Genomic DNA, 19,186 nt, shown 5'->3' on the forward strand with positions numbered 1-19,186 from the left:
CCACAGAGGCGCAGAGGACACGGAGAAATAAGAGTTTGAGAGATATTTTGCATAAGTAGGGGCGCAAAGACTTGCGCCCCTACAAATCTAGAAATAATCTGCGATAATTTATTTTTTGCAAGTCCCGACTCCCATTTTAAATCGGAGGTTTAGCAAAAATCGTTAGTAAGACAGGCCCTAGTAAATAGTGGTGATTCAAACACAATAGCCCAGCAGAAGAGCCAATAAGTTGACGTTGATTAGGGCTGTAAAGTCTAATTCCACGGGGAGAGATTGGCAATAATTGAGGTTCTGCCTCTTTATTAGAAGTAATGTCAACCAAATAAAAGCGTCCACCGGGAGAAAGTACCCGTGCTATTTCATTAAGCACCTGTTTAGGTTCCAAATAGTGCAAGAAGCTGATAGTGCTGAAAACAGAATTAAATTGACCATCAGCAAAGGGAAGAGACTCAGCTTTGCCCTCGATATAAATTAAACGTGGACGGTGGCGGTTGCTTTGTCTTGCTAGCCGCAACATATTAGCAGATAAATCCAATCCGGTGGCTCGCAGATGGGGAAACTGAGTGGCAAGGCGCTCAAGCAAGCGTCCAGTACCACACCCTATATCAAGTACATTTGCTGGTTCTGGTAAATCGACATACTGCAATAACCGTTTGTGAACGGCTCGATAAAACACTGAAGGAAAAAGCCAGTCGTAACTCGGTGCCCATAGATCAAAAAGTAACTTTTTATTACTGAAAAAGTCATCAGTCATTAGTTTTTCGCGTTGGTTTTTCAATCTGACATCAAAAGTGAAGACAAATTATCAGGAACTGTAGGACTTAAATATGTAGTTAACAGTGTGCCAAAGAACAAGCAATAAGTGCATAAAACTACAAAACCTAACTGTATTTATTTATAAAGGTTCAAGTACAACAAACTCAATCTAGTTTGAAATTATTAAGGTGAAAAATTATGACAAGCTTTATTCAAGCCCAGTTACACAATGATTTACTGCACCCAGTCCGCGAGTGGTTGGAAACGATAGAAATTCATAACTCCAAATTAGCTCATTTCCTGTGCAAATCTATTCCTGCTCAGTGTCCCTTTGAGCGAGATATCATGCTGTTTGGTCGGAAGCTGCTTCACATACCTCCAATGTGTAAATTAAATCCGTTATACGAGGAAGTGGTCGGTTTGCGTTTTAAAGCGCTCTGTTATCTTGCCGATGAATGCGGTGAAGATGTCACAGCCTATTGCTAATAGCCAGTTGGATCGTTATTTGATCAAGCAGCGATGCCTTCTCTACGAGACGCTATGCGAACGGCGGGCACAGCCGACGCAAATTGCAGACTTACGGTTGTTACTTACTCAGGTTTATACTAAGCTAACGTACACCTAATTAGATGTTTGGCTATTAAGTAGCTGACACCTCGAAGACAGTGTTTCCAGTCCGTATTCTTGCTTACCGTATCCTGCTGAAATCATTAATATCATCATGACGCACATCTTACTGGTTGAAGATGAGGTCAAACTGGCACGATTTGTCGAATTGGAATTGAATTATGAAGGCTATCAAGTCAGTGTTGCCTACGATGGATTAACTGCACTCACCGCAGCGCGGGAGTTACATCTAGATTTAGTAATTTTAGACTGGATGTTGCCTGGTTCATCGGGGTTGGAAATTTGCCGCCGCCTGCGAAGTATTGTTGATAGAGTGCCGATAATCTTATTAACCGTCAAAGATGAAGTGAGCGATCGCATTGCAGGCTTAGAGGCTGGTGCTGATGATTACCTCGTTAAACCCTTCACCGTTGATGAATTATTAGCTAGAGTCAGTGTTCACCTGCGAAGAAGCCACCAAGCAGGGGCCGCAGATGTTTTAAAATTTGAAGACCTGAGTTTAAATCGTCGCACGCGGGAAGTGTATCGAGATCGGCGGTTAATTGAGTTAACTGCTAAGGAATTTGATTTACTAGAATATTTACTTGCCCATCCGCGACAGGTAATTACGTGCGATCGCATTTTAAAGGAAGCCTGGGGTTATGACATCATGGGCGATGCCAACATCATCGAAGCTTACATTCGCTACCTGCGCCTAAAACTTGAAGCTAATAACGAAAAATGCCTAATTCAAACTGTGATCGGTGTTGGGTACACATTGCGTGATTGAATTTGGGGATTGCCCCAGTCTCTAGTCTCCAATCCCCAAAATTCATCGTTATATGAAGATTTAGATTTTTTGGCAATCTGAGTCGAAACTTATCCAACTCAGAGTTAATTATATTAGGATGCACAAAGCTGTCATAATCTAAAATCTAAAACTGCATGACCTATCTAGAAACAGCAGCGCAATTCTACCGCGAAGTTGCCCAAACTCCGCAAGTTGGACTTTGTTGTGTGCAAAGTACACCCCTGCAACTACCAGGATTGAAAATTTCTTTGCCAATGCAGGAAATGAACTATGGTTGTGGCACCACTGTTCACCCCACGGAACTAGGAAACCAACCGACTGTGCTGTATGTCGGCGTTGGCGGCGGCTTGGAAGCGTTGCAATTCGCTTATTTTTCCCGCTATGCAAGTGCTGTAATTGCTATTGAACCGGTTGAAGCCATGCGGGAAGCAGCTGCACGTAACTTGCAAATTGCTGCTCAAGAAAACCCCTGGTTTGACCCCAGCTTTGTAAAAATCCGTGAAGGCGATGCTTTTAACTTACCTGTTGCTGATGCTAGCGTCGATATAGTCGCCCAAAATTGCCTTTTCAACATCTTTGAACCAGAAGATTTAACTCGTGCTTTAAAAGAAGCATATCGGGTATTAAAACCAGGTGGACGCTTGCAGATGAGCGATCCAATTGCTACTCGTCCAATTCCAGCACATCTTCAACAAGATGAGCGACTGAGAGCCATGTGTTTATCAGGCGCACTCACATATCAAGAGTATACTGAGCGGATTATAAATGCTGGTTTTGGTCAAATTGAAATTCGCGCTCGTCGCCCTTATCGTCTCCTAGATTCCCAAACTTATAATTTAGAAGAAAATCTACTTTTAGAAAGTTTGGATTCTGTCTCTTTTAAAGTTGAAATTCCCGAAGATGGTGCTTGTATTTTCACTGGTAAAACAGCAATTTATGCTGGTACTGAACCTTTCTTTGACGACTCAGCAGGTCATCTACTTCAGCTAGGGATTCCCGCAGCAGTGTGTGATAAAACTGCTGCTAAACTTGCTGCTATCAAGCCAGCAGAAATAATTGTTACCAATTCAACCTGGCACTATAGCGGTGGTGGCTGTTGCTAATTTATCAAACAGAATTCAGGAGTCAGGAGTCAGGAGTCAGAATTCAAAATAATTATCTGCGACTGGATAATGAATGCAAAGTTGGGATATTTCACTTATTATATTGTGAATTGTGAATTCTGACTTCTGGTTTCTTCTTTATAAAGCCCAAAATGTTGTTAATTAGTCTGTTTTTAGCTACGCTTTTTTTGGCATATTCTAATGGCGCAAATGATAACTTTAAAGGTGTAGCAACGTTGTTTGGTAGCAGAACGAGTAGCTATCAAACAGCAATTTTGTGGGCAACTTTTACAACTTTTGCTGGTGCAATCACTGCGACTTTTTTAGCAGGAACACTAATTCAAAGCTTCTCTGGTGAAGGACTATTACCTGATGCGATCGCTAACTCCCCAGAGTTTCATATAGCAGTTGCGATCGCAACTGGTTTAACTGTACTCATTGCCACCCTCATGGGGTTTCCCGTTTCCACAACTCACAGTTTAACGGGTGCTATTGTTGGCGCTGGATTAGTTGCGATCGGACTACAACTTAATTTTGCCGCTTTGGGAACTTCCTTTATTTTGCCTTTATTACTTAGTCCAATCATTGCTATTCCTTTGGGAGCAGGAATTTACTGGTTATCTGGCTATACTAATTACAAATGGCATCTACCAATCAATCAAAAAATAGTTGATGCTTGCCATTTTCTCAGTGCTGCAATTGTCAGTTTTGCTAGAGGATTAAATGATACTCCTAAAATTGTTTCATTCATCCTAATTATTGAGTATTTCTCGATTCAAGGAGGCATCATTACAATAGCGCTCGCAATGGCGCTTGGCGGTTTACTCAACTCTCAAAAAGTTGCTGTCACCATGAGTGAAAAGATTACCTCAATGAATCATACTCAAGGCTTATCAGCAAATATAGTAACTGGAGTTCTCGTCATTGCAGCTAGTCAGTTTGGGCTTCCAGTTTCTACTACTCACGTTTCGGTTGGTTCTATTTTTGGTGTGGGATTGATTAGCAAAAAATCTAATATGCGTGTTTTTTATCAGATCCTCCTATCGTGGATTTTAACTTTACCAACTGCGGCAATTATTAGTGGAATAACCTATAGATTATTGCAAGGTTAGAAAAACTGTATTATGGTTGTGCCATTTTTAAGGAATAGTAAATAATGCAAACTCAATCAATAATTACACTAGATAAAGCAGTCAAACCGTTTAACCACAAACTCACTTCACCTTTAACAAAAAAAGGAATCACTGTTTTACAAATTAATCTAGGTAAGCGGTGTAACCTTGCCTGTACACACTGTCATGTGGAAGCCGGGCCAAAACGTACAGAAGAACTTTCTCCTGAAATTTGCGAACAATTGATTTCGCTAATCCATAAATTTCCCGAAATTAAAATATTGGATTTGACTGGTGGCGCACCAGAAATGAATTATGGATTTAAGCCATTGGTGGAAGCAGCAACAGCAACTGGTAAACAAGTAATTGTCCGGTCTAATTTGACCATTTATTTTGAAAATGGATTTGGCGATTTACCAGAATATTTTGCTAAACACCAAGTCAGAGTTGTCGCTTCCCTACCCTGTTACTTAGCAGATAATGTTGATAAAATGCGCGGTACTGGTGTTTTTGATAGTTCAGTCAAAGCTTTGCAGTGGCTTAATCAACTCGGCTATGGTAGAGAGAAAAATTTAATTTTGGACTTAGTTTTTAATCCGCAATTACCCACCGATGAAAAATTTTCTCTAGCTCCAGAACAGAGTAACCTAGAACAACATTACAAAATGTTCTTACAAGAACATTTTGATATTGTATTTAATAACCTCTTTACCATTACTAACCTTCCAGTTGGTAGAACTAAAATGCATTTAGAGCGGAAAAAACTGTACGCTAGCTATTTGCAGTTTTTAGAATTGCATTTTAATCTCAACACAGTTGAACATTTAATGTGCCGTGATGAACTTTCAATTGACTATCTAGGCAATGTATATGATTGTGACTTTAACCAAATGATGAATTTGCCTGCTAAGACTCGCAATGGTGAAACTTTAACAGTTGGCAAATTGTTAGAAGCTGGTAGTTTAAATCTGATTGATAAGATACAAACTGCTGCTTATTGTTATGGTTGTACTGCTGGGTGTGGTTCTAGTTGTGGTGGCGCTTTGCTGTGAAAGAGGCAGGAGGGAACCCACCAGTCTCAAAAAGCTTTTACATTGTCTCGTTGCCATCTTAGGGGCTGCCGCCTCTCTGACTTGCGGCAGAGCCGCTATGATGAGCATTTCCAGCCAGAGGCTGGAAACGAGATTTGAAAGGAGTTTTACCTTATAGTTGACACCAATGCGGCATACCGACAAATTACTATTATTTCCCCTGCCATAACCGACGCAACGACCGAAAAATATTTACAAATTTTTCTTCTAGCCAGAGCATAACATAATCAAGCCATTCCAAAAGTTGCTCTAAGGGGTGCTTTTCATAACCTGTTAAAGTTGCTTTGGTTTCTATCCAGTCTGGTTGTGCCTCAACTTGACTGCTTTGATGAAACTGCTGTTTCAACATTTCCCCTTTACGACTCTCGCTTTTAGTTGGGCTTTGTTTAGCAGAGGTGATTTTTCTCGATGTTTTTTGAATTGAGGCAAGATTACTATTTAGTTGTTTACTTCTCACTAAATCAGATTCGAGTTTAGGTTGTTTTACACTCAAATTCTGTGGTGAAAAATGCCCTCCTGATAAACTTGAGGCAAAAGCAGGATTTTTTCTTTGAGAAATTGTAACTGGCTTATCACCTACAGTTTCGGTGTCACCAAATAAATCATTCCACGTTAGCCAAGGATCATTTTTTAAATCCTGGTTCTCCAACTGAGGGCTTTTAGACAAAACTTTTCTCAGGCGTGATGAGAATAGTTTACTTGGCAATTGCTCATCAGTAATTGTTGGCTCAAATGTTTTTCTACTACCAACACCAAAAAAGTAATTAAGCGCCGTCTCAATCAAAGCGTGAATATTCAGTGTATGAGTTTTCCAAATTATCAGCAGTAGCTGCAATTTCTCTGTTAGCGGCTAATTGCTCTTTGCCATAAAGAAATATGTTTAACTGAGTTTGGGCAAGTTGGACAACTTCCTGACTACGTTCTTGGACAGGTACTAAAGCATTTGATTCTAACTTAGCAACGGTTATATCTAGAAAGGCTAATAATCTATCTGTATTAAGTAAATCTTTGGGTATTCTGTCAGCTAAAACTAGAGCTTTGGCTGTATTTATGTCAGTGAGCTTTGCTAATAAACTGTCAATTTGTGGTAATAGCTGCGTTTCCTTTTTAGCTTCAATCAGACGCCAATACTGCCAGTAATTAGCAACTTCGTTAATAATTCTATTTTCTAATTTTACCTGCTGTTGGGGTGTTAAGATGTCTAAAATTTCATTATCGGTAGTAACAAGTACTAAACTACGGTTACTCAAATTTGTAGCAATTCCCCGTACTATTGGATGCTGCTTGAGAGCATTCTCTAAATATGAAGGATTTAAACTTACGGCTTGAGTGTCTGTAATATTTGATGATTGAGTAAGATTAACGTTATTATTAATAAATTTTGGTCGAAAAACTCCCAAAAAAATCAAAGGTTGGAAACGTTGATATGTTTTCGTAGGAGTGGAAGCGGGTTCATCAGATGACAGAGAATAAACTGCTTCTAATACATTTTGAATCGGACTATCAGTATTTGAAGAGTTTCAGGCTGAAAATCGGTATCATTTGGTTGTAACTTCAGTCTGGTTTGTGGTTCTTTAGTATGTAGCGTTTTCCCAGATGATTCAGATGACTGAAACAGTAGATACACTGGGTAAAGTAATACCTCCACGCCCCACTTAGTGGCGACTTGCAAATGTCGGTAGGTGTGTTCCCACTGTTGTGTTACCCGCCGAGATTGCTGGTGGACAAAGTTAAATAGTCTGCTTTGATAACGACCAGAGGAACCAGAAGACATAGTAGTAATTTTTTAGTTCAAGTCTTGTATAAGTTGTGAGACTCGCGCCAAACAATAAAAACGACCAACACCTCATATTAGCGAATATATGACCCAGACTGTCTCTCAATCCCAAACCAAATTTATCTCACAAGCCATTGAGCAATTACGCTCTTTTTGTCAAGTTAATCTTCAGTCTAGGTGGCTGCATCAGGAATCTGACCTGATTATTACTGATGTTGTAGCTGCTAATTTGTCTCATTGGCAACCTGTCGAGTTGAATGCTAAAGAACATATAGCTTGGACAGGCGGGAAAAAAGTGCTGTGGCTTGTGCAAAAATTGGTGGTTCCCCAAGATTTACAGGGTTATCCCTTAGTTGGATTGTCTTTGCGGCTGGCACTGGTTTGGTGGGCAGATTCTGCTGAGATTTATGTGAATGGGAAGTTAGTGCTGGAGGGTGATTTATTTGATTGTTCGCCGAGAGTGCTTCTTAGCCAAGGGGTGACACCGGGGGAAGAGTTTACTGTGGCTTTACGGTTAGTGAGTCCGGGACATTGTGATGGTGCTTTAGTACGATCGCTCCTAGTATATGAGTCTACTGTTGATAATAATCCCGATCCGGGTTTTGTGGCTGATGAGTTAGCTGTGGTGCAAGTTTATTTGGAAAAGTTTGCGCCGGAGAGGTTGGATGTTTTAGCGGCGATGGTGGGGGAGGTTACGAACCGCAGAGGCGCAGAGGACACGGAGGTAGAGAAGGGATTAGTAAGATCGTTTTTGTCCCTACGTCAAAACCTAATTCAATCCGACATCTTAGCCCCCCTTTTGAAGGGGAGCCACTGCGGTCTTCTCCCAAGGGGAGACGCTAAAAGCGATAGCGCAGCGTTAGCGAGTCTGCGAGCGTCTGGGGTCTCCCCAAGTGGAGCAAGTGGCGTGGGTTGGGGGGATCAAAAATCTAAAATTTTCTTGTTGGGTCATGCTCACTTAGATTTAGCATGGCTATGGCCGCTAAATGAAACTTGGAATGCGGCGCAAAACACTTTTGAGTCGGTTCTGAAGCTGCAAGAAGATTTTCCTGAATTAATTTTCTGTCACTCGACTCCCGCACTTTATGCTTGGATTGAAGAACATCGCCCGGATTTATTCAGGGCAATTCAAGCACAGGTAGTTGCTGGACGTTGGGAAGTTATCGGCGGAATGTGGGTGGAACCAGAACTCAATATAATTGCTGGTGAATCAATAGTCCGTCAGTTATTGTATGGTCAACGGTACATTCAGGAAAAATTTGGTCAGCTTTCAACTGTGGTGTGGGTTCCAGATTCTTTTGGTTTCTGTGCAACTTTACCGCAGTTTTTCGCTAATGCTGGCATTGAGTATTTTGTCACCCAGAAGTTACGGTGGAATGATACTACTAAATTTGATTATGGGGCTTTTTGGTGGCGATCGCCTGATGGTAGCGAAGTCTTTAGTTTGATGTCTGCACCCATCGGTGAAGCTATAGACCCGGTTAAAATGGCATCCTACGCTCTTGAATGGCAAACCCAAACTAGTTTAGTAGAATCCCTCTGGCTTCCCGGAGTCGGCGACCACGGCGGCGGCCCCACCCGTGATATGTTAGAAACCGCCCAACGCTGGCAAAAGTCGCCTTTCTTCCCAGACTTAGAATTTACAACAGCTGAAAAGTATTTACAGCAAATTAGTAAAGGAGGCAGAAGGCAGAATTCAGAAGTCAGAAGTCAGAATTCAGAAGTCAAGAGTTATTATTCTCCCCCTGCCTCCCCTGCTTCCTCTACCTCCCCTGCTCCCCCTGCCTTCCCCACCTGGAATGACGAACTATACCTCGAATTCCATCGCGGTTGCTACACTACCCACGCAGATCAAAAACGCTGGAATCGTCGTTGTGAAAATTTATTGTATGAAGCTGAACTATTTGCTACCTTGGCAACCATAAGCTGTGGTGTGACATATCCTAAAGCAGAAATCGAAGCAGCTTGGAAACTAGTATTATTCCAACAGTTTCATGATATTTTACCTGGTTCTTCAATTACCCAAGTTTACACAGATGCGTTGCCCCAGTGGGAGCAAGTTGAACAATTAGGAACGAAGATATTACAAGAATCACTATTAGCGATCGCATCTCACATTACCCTATCAGAACCACCAAAACCCGATAGTTTGCCTATTTTCGTTTTCAATTCTCTCAATTGGCAACGCTCTGAGGTAGTCTCTGTAGCCTTACCCACAGCAGAAAAATGGCAGATTTATGATGCTTCTGGAAAGCAGCTTGTCTCCCAATTATCTGAACCATCAACACTACTATTTCTCGCCACCGAAATTCCACCCATAGGCTACCGCATATTTTGGCTTTCCCCCTCATCCCCCTTATCCCCCTCATCCCCCCTCCTCCCAGACTGGATTCTAGAAAATGAATTCCTGCAAGTTGTTATAGACCCTGACACCGGAGATTTATCAAGTGTTTTTGACAAAACTTATCAACGAGAAATTTTAAGTGGGGCGGGGAATCAACTGCAAGCTTTTAAAGACAGTGGTCAATATTGGGATGCTTGGAATATTGACCCCAACTACGCTCAACATCCCTTACCCTCAACAAATCTTCAATCTATTCAATGGTTAGAACAAGGCCCAGTGCAAAGTCGTGTGCGCGTGGTGCGTCAGTTGGGTGAATCGGAATTTTGCCAAGACTATATTCTACAAGCTGGTTTACCTTTGCTGAAGATAGCTACTACCGTTAATTGGCAAGAAAATCATGTATTGGTAAAAGCTGCTTTTCCTCTGAATGTCGAAGCAGACTTTGCTACTTATGAAATTCCCTGTGGCGCGATTCGCCGCCCAACTAAACCACAAACCCCTATAGAACAAGCAAAATGGGAAGTCCCTGCTTTGCGTTGGGCTGATTTGACAGGAGAAACACAGGAAGGTATCTACGGTGTTAGTTTACTGAATGATTGTAAATACGGTTACGACAGCAAATCAAATCAACTTCGCCTGACACTGCTACGCAGTTCTAATTGGCCAGACTCAGAGGCTGATAAAGGCTTTCACGAGTTCACATATACCTTGTATCCTCATGCTGGTAGCTGGGAATCAGCGCATACAGTACGGCGTGGCTATGAATTGAATATACCGTTGCAAGTGATATTAAATCCTGTTAATGAAAACCCACCCAAAAATCCTCCCCTGTTTTCTGGTAAAGAGGGGTTGGGGGTGAGTTTTCTAGATTTATCATCTAAAAATTTAATCTTGATGGCCTTCAAGCCATCAGAGGATAATCCACAGCAGTTAATTCTGCGGTGTTATGAATCTCACGGAGAAACAGCCGAATTATCTTGGCAAAGTGATTTAGGGTTGAATCTAGGAGATACAGTAGATTTGTTAGAACGTTCCTCGACAACTGAATTCTCATCTGGGCAACAAATCTTGACAATACATCCTTGGAAAATCGCCAGTTTCAAGGTAATCCCAGCGATTAATCCCAGGCTGGAGTAAGTCACTAGGCTATGTCAGTGGTCAGTTGTAGTTTTCCACAGACCATTGACAAATGACCAATGACCAATGACTCCTCTAGTCTTCATGGTCATCATACGGATCGTTCAATTCCTTGCTAGGAGGGCCAAAGGAGGTATAAATTGAGATTCCGGTGATGGCAACCACCACGGCAGCCATAGAAATGCTAAGAACTATTGCGGGTTCCATAATTGAGAGATAGATGATGAGTGCTATTCTTATAGAATATTACAGAAGATTAAAAAAAGCTTTGGCAAGTAATCTTAGGTGAACTATGGCGCAAAGGACTAGGTTGGGAGATATCCTGAAACCACTTAACTCTGAGTATGGGAAAGTGGCTCCAGGTTGGGGTACTACCCCTGTGATGGCTGTTTTTATTTTGCTATTTTTTGTGTTTTTGCTGATTATTCTGCAACTTTACAATAAATCACTCTTAGTTCAGGATGTAAATGTCGATTGGCGGAGTTTAGGACGCTAACGGATACACCGCTATCGAGTTTGGATAACAAGTTAAGTTACACCCGGTTCTCCCGGGTTTTTTTATGAGTTGCGATTTGCGATTAGACTAACTATATATGTGAGTTTCTGTAGTGGTTCTATAGTTTACAGGAGACAAAAAATGAATATATTTGGTATCGGTTTGCCGGAAATGGGTGTAATTATGGTAGTGGCGCTATTAATCTTTGGCCCAAAGAAGCTGCCAGAGATTGGTCGCAGTGTGGGCAAAACAATTCGTAGTTTCCAAGAGGCTTCTAAGGACTTTCAAAACGAGTTTCAAAAAGAAGCAGAACAGTTAGAAGAAGTTGTAAAGACCACTGCTGAATTGGAACCTAAGCAAATCTACCCTGCTAAATCTGAGCAGGATACCGCTAGTTCTTCCCAACCTAGCTAGGAGAGTGCTAGATATCAATTGACTGTAGGCAAAATGACAGAAGCTGTTACGCAATCAGCTTTGGTGATTCCCCAGCTAATTGTCGGGTTGGGGAATCCAGAAAGCAAGTATGACCAAACACGCCATAATATCGGCTTTGCGGCTTTAGAAACTCTTTCGCGTTCTTGGCGCATTTCCTTAGCAGAAAACCGCAAGTTTCAGGGTGAGTATGGCGAGGGAATGGCCCCAGGTGGAGGCAAGATTCGTTTGCTAAAGCCGTTAACTTATATGAATCGCTCAGGACAAGCAATACAAGCGGTGACGAGTTGGTATAAATTGCCGCCTGAATCAGTGCTGGTGATTTATGACGATATGGATTTGCCTTTGGGAAAAACTCGTTTGCGCTTATCTGGTTCGGCTGGTGGACATAATGGCATGAAAAGTGCGATCGCACATCTTAGTACCCAAAACTTTCCCCGTTTACGAATCGGTATTGGTAAACCCAAAGGTGCAGCTAATAACGATGATTCCGATACTATCTCTCATGTGTTGGGGCGATTTTCTGCTGCCGAAAATCAGCAAATGTCTCTTGTACTTCAGTTCGTGGTTGAGTGTATTGAACTAAGCCTCAAACAGGGAGTAGAAAAGGCGATGAATGTTTGTAATAGCCGCACCATTAATAATTCTGAGTCTTAACGCCTTCTTTACAGAGCAGAAGTGACCCATCTACACCCTAATTCGGGGTGCGGCATAGTTTGCTTAATTTTTGTAAGAATAATGGCGATGCCTACACGGGCTAAGACTACGTGCTATTGCCTGTTTTAGGTCATAACCTCAAGCAACGCCCGTACCACTCCAAATAAGTTTATTTAAAACGCCTTGTGCGTCTAGCTGCCACTGCCTTACGTTTGCATTTTTCTATTGGTGTTTCAAAATGCCGACGATATTTCACATCAGCTAATATCCCAGCTTTGGAAACCTGACGCACATCTATGCATTTCTTGTTAATATCAAACTAAATTTGACTTTATATTAGTCTAATCTACGTTAATACACTGAATTAAACTCCAGACTAGCTGAAGATGCCAATACAAGTAATGTTGATTACATAAAGTAGTCCTTGCCAGCCTTTGATCGAGGTGCTTTAATAGCGATGTCTGACGACAAGAAGCAGAGCTTCTACGCATTCCGCAAAACAGTCTTATATGTACAAGCTGCTGGTGTTCATCAACTTACTTAAAACATTAAACTCAAAGATATGACAAGCTAGTAGCATATCTTTGACACTAAATTCTCCCAAAAGCTGAATAGGAGCATACATGGAGCCAATTATTGCTATAGTTTTAGCCCTTATAGGTTATGCATTAGGTTCTGCAAAACTGATTAATCAAGGAAATGAAGCCCTAGTCGAACGATTAGGGCGGTATCATCGGAAACTTAGACCTGGGCTGAACTTTATTGTTCCCTTGGTAGATCAGGTTGTGATGGAAGATACTACACGAGAGCAGTTTACAGACATCAAACCTCAAAATGTCATCACCCAAGATAATATTTACGTAGAAGTGGATGCTATTGTATACTGGCGCATTATAGACATTGTGAGAAGCTTCTACGAAATTGAGGATTTGCAAGGAGCATTGACACAAATAACCACAACCACGCTCCGGGAAATCATTGCCCAGAATACCTTAGAGCAGACTAACGTCTCTAGAGCAGAGATGGACTCAGCCATCTTAGACCAGTTGAATCATATAACGGCAGATTGGGGAGTTGAGATTCTCCGGTTAGATATTCAGAGAATTACTCTACCTGAGAGTGTACGAAGGTCTAGGGAAGAGGAGCAAGCCGCAGTAATCAAAAAACGGGCGCTAATTACTGAAGCAGAAGGGGAAAAGGAAGCTGCTATTAAGAAAGCAGAAGGAACTATGGCTTCAGTACAAATCATTTCTCAAGCTCTACGTTCCAATCCTGACAGTAGGGACATTCTCCGGTATCTTGTAGCTCAAGATTACGTCGATGCTAGCCAAAAACTTGGTGAAAGCAATAATGCCAAAATTGTCTTTGTAGACCCAGCCAACTCAAGTGAAATGTTTCAGGAGTTGATTGCCGAGTCAGTAACTCAAGAAAGCAACGGCAGGAAACCCGAAAACGACGATAGTTAAGAGTCAAACTGCACAGCTTGTCTTAGTAGGGCATCGGCTACTAATGAAACATCGCGCATTTCTTGAACATCGTGAACTCGGAGGATATCAGCGCCATTAAAAATAGCAGCGCAACAAGCTGCTGCCGTTCCCCAAACTCGTGCTTTGGGATCTGGTTGATTTAAAATCCGACCAATAAAACTTTTACGAGATGCTCCTATCAAAATAGGACAATTGAGTGCCGCGAGCGATCGCAAATGGCGAAAAATTTCTAAATTTTGCTCATAGTTCTTAGCAAAGCCAATACCAGGATCAATAATAATTTTATCCTGGTCAATGCCCGCAGCAGTTGCCACCCCAATTTGCCGAGCCAAAAAACTATAAATCTCAGCGAGCAAATCTTGATAATCAGTGTGTTGTTGCATTGTCTGTGGTGTTCCCCGAATATGCATTAAAATCATCGGCACACCTAACTCTGCGACTGTTGGCAACATTTCTGAGTCAAAAGTGCCACCAGAAATATCATTAATAATATCCGCTCCAGCTTTTACAGATGCCCTGGCTACAGCAGCGCGAGTTGTATCTACAGAAATCGGGACTGAAATTTCTGGTCTTAGCACCTGTAACACCGATAGCACCCGGTCAAGTTCCTCCGCCAGAGTTATTTGCTTTGCCCCTGGTCGAGTTGATTGACCGCCCACATCAATAATGTCAGCACCAGCAGTTACCAGTGCTTGTGCCTGTACTAAAGCGGTAGAAGAAGTGTTAAACTCACCCCCATCACTAAAGCTATCAGGCGTCACATTCAAAATGCCCATCAAATAAGTTCGCTGTCCCCAGTCGAAACAGCGTTCTCGAATCATCAAGTTGCTTGGCATATATCTACATTAGTTATGTAATATGATGTCCGCAAAATCACCCATAATAAGCAGTTTGTAGTGGGGACTGAAGTTCCCAAAACCAAGAATATAGCGCTTCTTGGATGCAATACATTTTGACATCTCTCCTTTTAGGCTATGGTGTACACACAAGTCTATTGAGCTGCACGTTTGTTGCATCGCTCTGCACGTTTGTTGCATTGCTCTGCACGTTTGTTGCATCGCTCTGCACGTTTGTTGCATCGCTCTGCACGTTTGTTGCATTGCTCTGCACGTTTGTTGCATCGCTCTGTACGTTTGATGCATTGCTCTGCACGTTTGTTGCATCGACCTACAAAAATTAACCCACTCTACGTTACACAGCAACTTTAAAAGACTTGTGTGTACACCGTAGTCTTTTAGGAGAGAGGCTTTGATGCTCACTCCCCTTCCCCCGCTCTTAAGAGGCTGGGGGTTAGGTTTGTATTTCACGCAATTGAGAACCGCTATAAAGTCCTGACTACAAACATTTTTTTCAGCTTGATTAACCGGACATAATATAAGGCGGCATCTCCCCTGTAGGCGTTCCCATGCTCTGCATGGGAACGAGAAGAAGGCACATCACACTGGCTTAAAATTCACAATCCGAGCGAAACTCTCAGCTTCTAAACTTGCCCCTCCTACTAAAACACCATCAATTTCTGGTTGAGCCATAATTTCATCAATATTATTCGGCTTGACTGAGCCGCCATATTGAATTGATACATTCGGATTAGTCAACTGGCTACGAATTAAGCCAATTATTCGATTCGCCTCCACTGCTTCACAAGTTTCACCAGTGCCAATTGCCCAAATTGGCTCGTAGGCAATCACCAAATTATTTTGATCGATATCTACCAAGCCTTTGTCGAGTTGGAGAGCAATCAGTGATTCAGTCTCTCCTGCATCACGTTGTTGTTTAGTTTCGCCAACACAGAGAATTGGGGTCAAACCAAACCTTTGAGCAGTTCGGAGGCGCAGATTAACGGTGGCATCCGTTTCACCAAAGTATTGCCGTCGTTCACTATGACCGACAATCACAAAGCGCACACCACTTTCTGTCAGCATTGGGCCAGAAATCTCACCCGTATAGGCTCCATATTCTTCCCAATGAATATTTTGCGCCCCCAGTTGGATGAGGCTACCGTGCAAAGTCTTAGACAAAACGCTTAAATCAGTGAAGGGAGGACACAATACCACTTCTCGGTTTTCGGGCGTTTCCTCTAGGTTAGGCAGAAACCCTCGGAGAAACTCTTGGGTTTCTGCCTGGGTTTTGTACATTTTCCAGTTGCCGGCAATAACGATTTTCCGCACAGGTAATTTAGTCAAGATCCTAACGCGTTATTTAGATGCATTTTTCAGTATATAGAAAAACATACGTAAAATGACCGTTTTAAGCTATTTTGCTAGCAAAAATGCTCATTAGATGCTCAAACAAGCTAGCTTAAGTGAATTGTCAGCCATTTTTAGCATTATTCTATACACAATAGTTATGCTCAGTGAATGCTCAAATTTTCATCATCACACTTCACCCTTTACCTATAATCTCAGTTATTAAACAAGTTATTAAACAAGTTTTTAAACAACTCAAAGCACTAGCTAAGGATAGGCATAATTTTGCCTACAACCCTTATTTGGTCGTAGGCAAAATTATGTCTAATCTCTAATGTCTATTCGCCCAACAGTTCTATTACTTCTTCCAACTTCAGTTTTGCCTTATATAGGTTAAGTAGCTTCTCTTGCTCCCATCGCTTAGGAGCTTCATACCGTTTACCTTCTAGCGTTAGCTTAATGAGTGCTGCTTGCTCATCAGTAGGTGAGTTGAGTTGATCGAGCGCAGATGCAATGTTCTGGTATGCCTCAAAGGATAATCGCTTTAGTCCTTTGCCTTCTTCCATTTGAGAAAGCGCAAGAGCAGGAAAAGCCATAAGTGATGTAATCCAGCTTGCCTTATATCCAGCGTTGCCTGTTGGCTTGATGCCGTAACGCCTACATAAGTCTCTTAGCTGAGTAATGCTTTTGATTTCAAGTTCACTTCGTGTAAACATATAGTAACCATTCCTTAAAAGTGGTATCAGTGGTGAACTGTTTGTAAGACGTGCGTCACCACTGATTTAAAACTCTAATTACCTGTATACAGACAATTCAAGTTATTTTTATCTTTCTTAACAATGCCTAACCCGAAGGGTAGCCCAGAAAATTTAGAGCCAATACAACCCAAAAATGAACAACCGATGACGGCTAGCATTAGCTTTCGATGCACCGAGGAAATGAAGGAAGAGGTTAAAGCCAAGGAAGACCCGCCAGAATTTTGTAGACGCGCTATCCAGAAGGCACTGGATGAAGAGAAAGGAAAGCAACAATAATTGAAGCTTTATTTCTAATATTCTGTCTAAACTACAGATAGTTGAAAAGCAATATATATTAACAAATTTAAGGCTAGAGTCAATTTTCAAACCCTAGCCTTAAATTTATAGCTGTATCTCTGGCTGTGTGAGAACCTTAGCGCGTCCGTGCCGATTGATTTTCATTACCATCGCATCATCTACGTTACTTTGGAAAATGGGATAATAGTTAAAGCTGAAGAGAAATATGTAAGAAAATAATTTTTTTATAATAAACTTAGCGCACCCTGCAACCCTGTAAATCTGATTATACGGTTTGAGGAGTTAATAAAAGCAATAAAGTTGTTTTTTAATAACTTATGAATGCAGCAGTAGTAATACTTTGAAGTCTTTGAAAACAGATGCCTTAAAAAATAAGGCACTGTTATTTTAATTTAGTGGAATAGGGTACTCAAAATAAAAGGTTAAAATATTTTTTTACTAACCTTTTATTGTTTGTTTAATATTTTGTTTAATAAATTTTTAAACAATTAGCAACATAGGATAGGTGAAGGTAAACATAAAAATACCTGGGAATTACCCCAGGTATTTCATATCGTACTCAATTAGACAACTTTATTCTTTTTTGCTCTTGAGTAGCTTATCAATTAGTTCTTGCTGCTGTCTTAATTGGTCTTCTAACTGTTCCATCCTGGCTTGGTACTGTACCTGCTTATTCATTGGTACTTCTGGATTTGTCTTATCTGCAAATATCGCTATATCCTGGTAATGTTTGTTTGAAGTTTCTATTTTGTGACCACACCACTTGCTGACTACTTTTTCGTCAATGTCTAGATCGAATACAGCATGAGTGATAAAGGTATGACGCGTGTTGTATGGCGGTAAGTACTTTGTAATGTCACCTTGTTTTATCAGTGTTGGTATTATTCCCTTAGCTTGTATTGACGGCGAGTTTTGTCCTCTCCAAGAATTACCAAAAGTTGTTGAGTTAATAACTCTTCCTATTTTGCTTTTAAAAACAACTTCACTTTGTTCACCTTGCGGCATCAATTTTAAAAAACTCCACAGTTCCCCATCTTTGGGCATCGGAAAACGTCTAATTTCTTCGCCTTTGTAAGTTCTATTGTTCTTTAATGGATAAAACTTTTTAGTTATTCTGTCATAAGTTCTTCGTATTAGAATACGCTCTTTATCCCATTCGACATCACACCACATAAATCCTATTGCTTCACCCGTTCGGCATCCAGTAAAGAATTTAAACTTAGTGAAATTATACCAATGAGGTGAATTATTTTTGATGTAATTAAGTATTGCTTGTGCTTCATCCCATGTGTAAGCTTTTCCTCTATCAAGTACATCATTATCGTTTTCAGTCTCAACCTCATATTTGGTCTTTCCTTGCGCTCCCTTGCTAGTTACTTCTTCTGCCATTCCTTCAAAAGGATTATGAGTTAAAAGCTTATTTTTTATTCCCACTCGATAGGCTTTTGAAAGATTGGATAACAATTGTTTAACTGTTATTAAATTTCTATTTTCTATCAACCAGTTTCTAATTTTTAAAGCATCCTCCGACTTCGTAGCTTCTATTGCTGATTTAATGTAATTATTAAACTGTTTTAAAAACATGTTCTTAAAGGTACTTTCTCTCAGTCCTTGTTTTCTGTAATCACAGTACATATCCCAAATTTCCATCAAGCTTAACTCTGGCTTAGGTGGTAACTGTCCATCGGAAGTTGCAACACTAACAATTTTCAAATTTGGACGCATACCGTACTCTTCCAATATTTCCCTATACCTTTCTCTGTTAAAGGTTCCACTTTGACCGCTTAACTTTCCATCCTCAAGTTCTATCTGTAGTCGCCTCTGAAGCTTGGATGCTTTATCCTCCCAACCATCAACCAGAGAGATGCCCGTGCCTATCTTTACCTGATTGGGTTCACCAGGAAAGTAAGGACGGGGAAAACAGGCTTTGATGCTCTCTGAATCTACCCTTACAGTTACCTGCCCTTTCTTAGCCTTACCAGTAGGTGTTTTGTTGCTGTTTACCATGAAATGCTCATTCCATGCTCAAATTATGAAAATCAGTTATTAAATAACTGACTTGTAAGCATTATAATAATTTAGATGTATTTTTTAAATTATGACTTTTTATTATTCATTAGGAGTTGGGCATGGTGA

The 19,186-nt window shown here is 41.0% G+C and carries 22 protein-coding genes; 12 read left to right on the top strand and 10 right to left on the bottom strand.

The genetic code is table 11. The features are described from left to right. Positions 1–136 precede the first annotated feature (136 nt). The gene (locus ANSO36C_RS23915; RefSeq protein ID WP_251956540.1) at positions 137–754 is read right to left on the bottom strand and encodes a class I SAM-dependent methyltransferase; all 618 of its coding nucleotides are present in this window, start codon (positions 752–754) and stop codon (positions 137–139) included. 200 nt (positions 755–954) lie between these two features. Between ANSO36C_RS23915 and ANSO36C_RS23920 the strand changes: the two genes are divergently transcribed. From ANSO36C_RS23920 to arsS, 5 genes are all read left to right on the top strand, one after another. Next, positions 955–1,242, top strand: coding sequence for a Mo-dependent nitrogenase C-terminal domain-containing protein (locus ANSO36C_RS23920; protein ID WP_251956541.1), 288 nt, complete (start codon positions 955–957; stop codon positions 1,240–1,242). Between the two features lie 235 nt (positions 1,243–1,477). Next, positions 1,478–2,152, top strand: coding sequence for a response regulator transcription factor (locus ANSO36C_RS23925; protein ID WP_251956542.1), 675 nt, complete (start codon positions 1,478–1,480; stop codon positions 2,150–2,152). Positions 2,153–2,307: 155 nt separating this feature from the next. Further along, positions 2,308–3,276, top strand: coding sequence for an arsenosugar biosynthesis arsenite methyltransferase ArsM (gene arsM, locus ANSO36C_RS23930; protein ID WP_251956543.1), 969 nt, complete (start codon positions 2,308–2,310; stop codon positions 3,274–3,276). A gap of 152 nt (positions 3,277–3,428) precedes the next feature. After that, positions 3,429–4,388, top strand: a complete 960-nt coding sequence (locus tag ANSO36C_RS23935; protein WP_251956544.1) for an inorganic phosphate transporter — start codon at positions 3,429–3,431, stop codon at positions 4,386–4,388. Positions 4,389–4,432: 44 nt separating this feature from the next. After that, positions 4,433–5,440, top strand: a complete 1,008-nt coding sequence (gene arsS / locus ANSO36C_RS23940; RefSeq protein ID WP_251956545.1) for an arsenosugar biosynthesis radical SAM (seleno)protein ArsS — start codon at positions 4,433–4,435, stop codon at positions 5,438–5,440. A gap of 190 nt (positions 5,441–5,630) precedes the next feature. Here arsS and ANSO36C_RS34435 read toward each other — a convergent pair whose 3' ends face one another. From ANSO36C_RS34435 to ANSO36C_RS34445, 3 genes are all read right to left on the bottom strand, one after another. Next, a complete protein-coding gene (locus ANSO36C_RS34435; protein WP_323374492.1) occupies positions 5,631–6,314 on the bottom strand; it encodes a hypothetical protein in 684 nt (227 codons plus the stop codon). Further along, positions 6,256–6,879 (bottom strand): hypothetical protein, encoded by a 624-nt coding sequence (locus ANSO36C_RS34440; protein ID WP_323374493.1) that lies wholly within the window; start codon positions 6,877–6,879, stop codon positions 6,256–6,258. The genes ANSO36C_RS34435 and ANSO36C_RS34440 overlap by 59 nt, the downstream gene beginning before the upstream one ends. 80 nt (positions 6,880–6,959) lie before the next feature. Next, positions 6,960–7,253 carry a hypothetical protein gene (locus ANSO36C_RS34445; RefSeq protein ID WP_323374494.1) on the bottom strand — a complete coding sequence of 98 codons (294 nt, stop codon included), beginning with the start codon at positions 7,251–7,253 and terminating at the stop codon, positions 6,960–6,962. Positions 7,254–7,341: 88 nt separating this feature from the next. On the opposite strand from ANSO36C_RS34445, the gene ANSO36C_RS23950 reads away from it, so the two are divergent. Beyond that, positions 7,342–10,737, top strand: a complete 3,396-nt coding sequence (locus ANSO36C_RS23950; protein WP_251956546.1) for an alpha-mannosidase — start codon at positions 7,342–7,344, stop codon at positions 10,735–10,737. Between the two features lie 75 nt (positions 10,738–10,812). Here the strand turns inward: ANSO36C_RS23950 and psbN are convergent, their stop codons facing one another. Next, a complete protein-coding gene (gene psbN, locus ANSO36C_RS23955) occupies positions 10,813–10,944 on the bottom strand; it encodes a photosystem II reaction center protein PsbN (protein WP_190939892.1) in 132 nt (43 codons plus the stop codon). 85 nt (positions 10,945–11,029) lie between these two features. On the opposite strand from psbN, the gene psbH reads away from it, so the two are divergent. From psbH to pth, 3 genes are all read left to right on the top strand, one after another. Further along, complete coding sequence (gene psbH, locus ANSO36C_RS23960) at positions 11,030–11,233, top strand: photosystem II reaction center phosphoprotein PsbH (RefSeq protein ID WP_251956547.1); 204 nt, start codon at positions 11,030–11,032, stop codon at positions 11,231–11,233. A 141-nt stretch (positions 11,234–11,374) separates the two neighbouring features. Next, entirely contained in the window at positions 11,375–11,647 is a 273-nt protein-coding gene (locus ANSO36C_RS23965; RefSeq protein WP_251956548.1) for a TatA/E family twin arginine-targeting protein translocase, read from the top strand. Between the two features lie 33 nt (positions 11,648–11,680). After that, complete coding sequence (gene pth / locus ANSO36C_RS23970; protein ID WP_251956549.1) at positions 11,681–12,322, top strand: aminoacyl-tRNA hydrolase; 642 nt, start codon at positions 11,681–11,683, stop codon at positions 12,320–12,322. 169 nt (positions 12,323–12,491) lie between these two features. Here pth and rpsU read toward each other — a convergent pair whose 3' ends face one another. After that, the gene (gene rpsU / locus ANSO36C_RS23975) at positions 12,492–12,635 is read right to left on the bottom strand and encodes a 30S ribosomal protein S21 (protein WP_458368253.1); all 144 of its coding nucleotides are present in this window, start codon (positions 12,633–12,635) and stop codon (positions 12,492–12,494) included. Between the two features lie 310 nt (positions 12,636–12,945). On the opposite strand from rpsU, the gene ANSO36C_RS23980 reads away from it, so the two are divergent. Further along, positions 12,946–13,788 carry an SPFH domain-containing protein gene (locus ANSO36C_RS23980; RefSeq protein ID WP_251956550.1) on the top strand — a complete coding sequence of 281 codons (843 nt, stop codon included), beginning with the start codon at positions 12,946–12,948 and terminating at the stop codon, positions 13,786–13,788. Here ANSO36C_RS23980 and folP read toward each other — a convergent pair. After that, the gene (folP, locus tag ANSO36C_RS23985; RefSeq protein ID WP_251956551.1) at positions 13,785–14,645 is read right to left on the bottom strand and encodes a dihydropteroate synthase; all 861 of its coding nucleotides are present in this window, start codon (positions 14,643–14,645) and stop codon (positions 13,785–13,787) included. The two genes, ANSO36C_RS23980 and folP, sit on opposite strands and share 4 nt — an antisense overlap. Positions 14,646–14,816: 171 nt before the next feature. On the opposite strand from folP, the gene ANSO36C_RS23990 reads away from it, so the two are divergent. Next, on the top strand, positions 14,817–15,017 hold the full coding sequence (locus ANSO36C_RS23990; RefSeq protein WP_251956552.1) for a hypothetical protein: 201 nt from the start codon (positions 14,817–14,819) through the stop codon (positions 15,015–15,017). 228 nt (positions 15,018–15,245) lie between these two features. On the opposite strand, the gene tpiA is transcribed toward ANSO36C_RS23990, so the two are convergent. Both tpiA and ANSO36C_RS24000 read right to left on the bottom strand, forming a co-directional pair. After that, complete coding sequence (gene tpiA, locus ANSO36C_RS23995) at positions 15,246–15,977, bottom strand: triose-phosphate isomerase (RefSeq protein ID WP_251956553.1); 732 nt, start codon at positions 15,975–15,977, stop codon at positions 15,246–15,248. A 356-nt stretch (positions 15,978–16,333) separates the two neighbouring features. Further along, on the bottom strand, positions 16,334–16,711 hold the full coding sequence (locus ANSO36C_RS24000) for a hypothetical protein (protein ID WP_251956554.1): 378 nt from the start codon (positions 16,709–16,711) through the stop codon (positions 16,334–16,336). 123 nt (positions 16,712–16,834) lie between these two features. Between ANSO36C_RS24000 and ANSO36C_RS24005 the strand changes: the two genes are divergently transcribed. Beyond that, on the top strand, positions 16,835–17,029 hold the full coding sequence (locus ANSO36C_RS24005; RefSeq protein ID WP_251956555.1) for a hypothetical protein: 195 nt from the start codon (positions 16,835–16,837) through the stop codon (positions 17,027–17,029). Positions 17,030–17,623: 594 nt separating this feature from the next. Here the strand turns inward: ANSO36C_RS24005 and ANSO36C_RS24010 are convergent. Then, positions 17,624–19,057 carry a tyrosine-type recombinase/integrase gene (locus ANSO36C_RS24010; RefSeq protein WP_251956556.1) on the bottom strand — a complete coding sequence of 478 codons (1,434 nt, stop codon included), beginning with the start codon at positions 19,055–19,057 and terminating at the stop codon, positions 17,624–17,626. Between the last annotated feature and the right edge of the window lie 129 nt (positions 19,058–19,186).

The sequence above is a fragment of the Nostoc cf. commune SO-36 genome (assembly GCF_023734775.1).
GTDB classification, from domain to species: Bacteria; Cyanobacteriota; Cyanobacteriia; order Cyanobacteriales; family Nostocaceae; genus Nostoc; species Nostoc commune_A.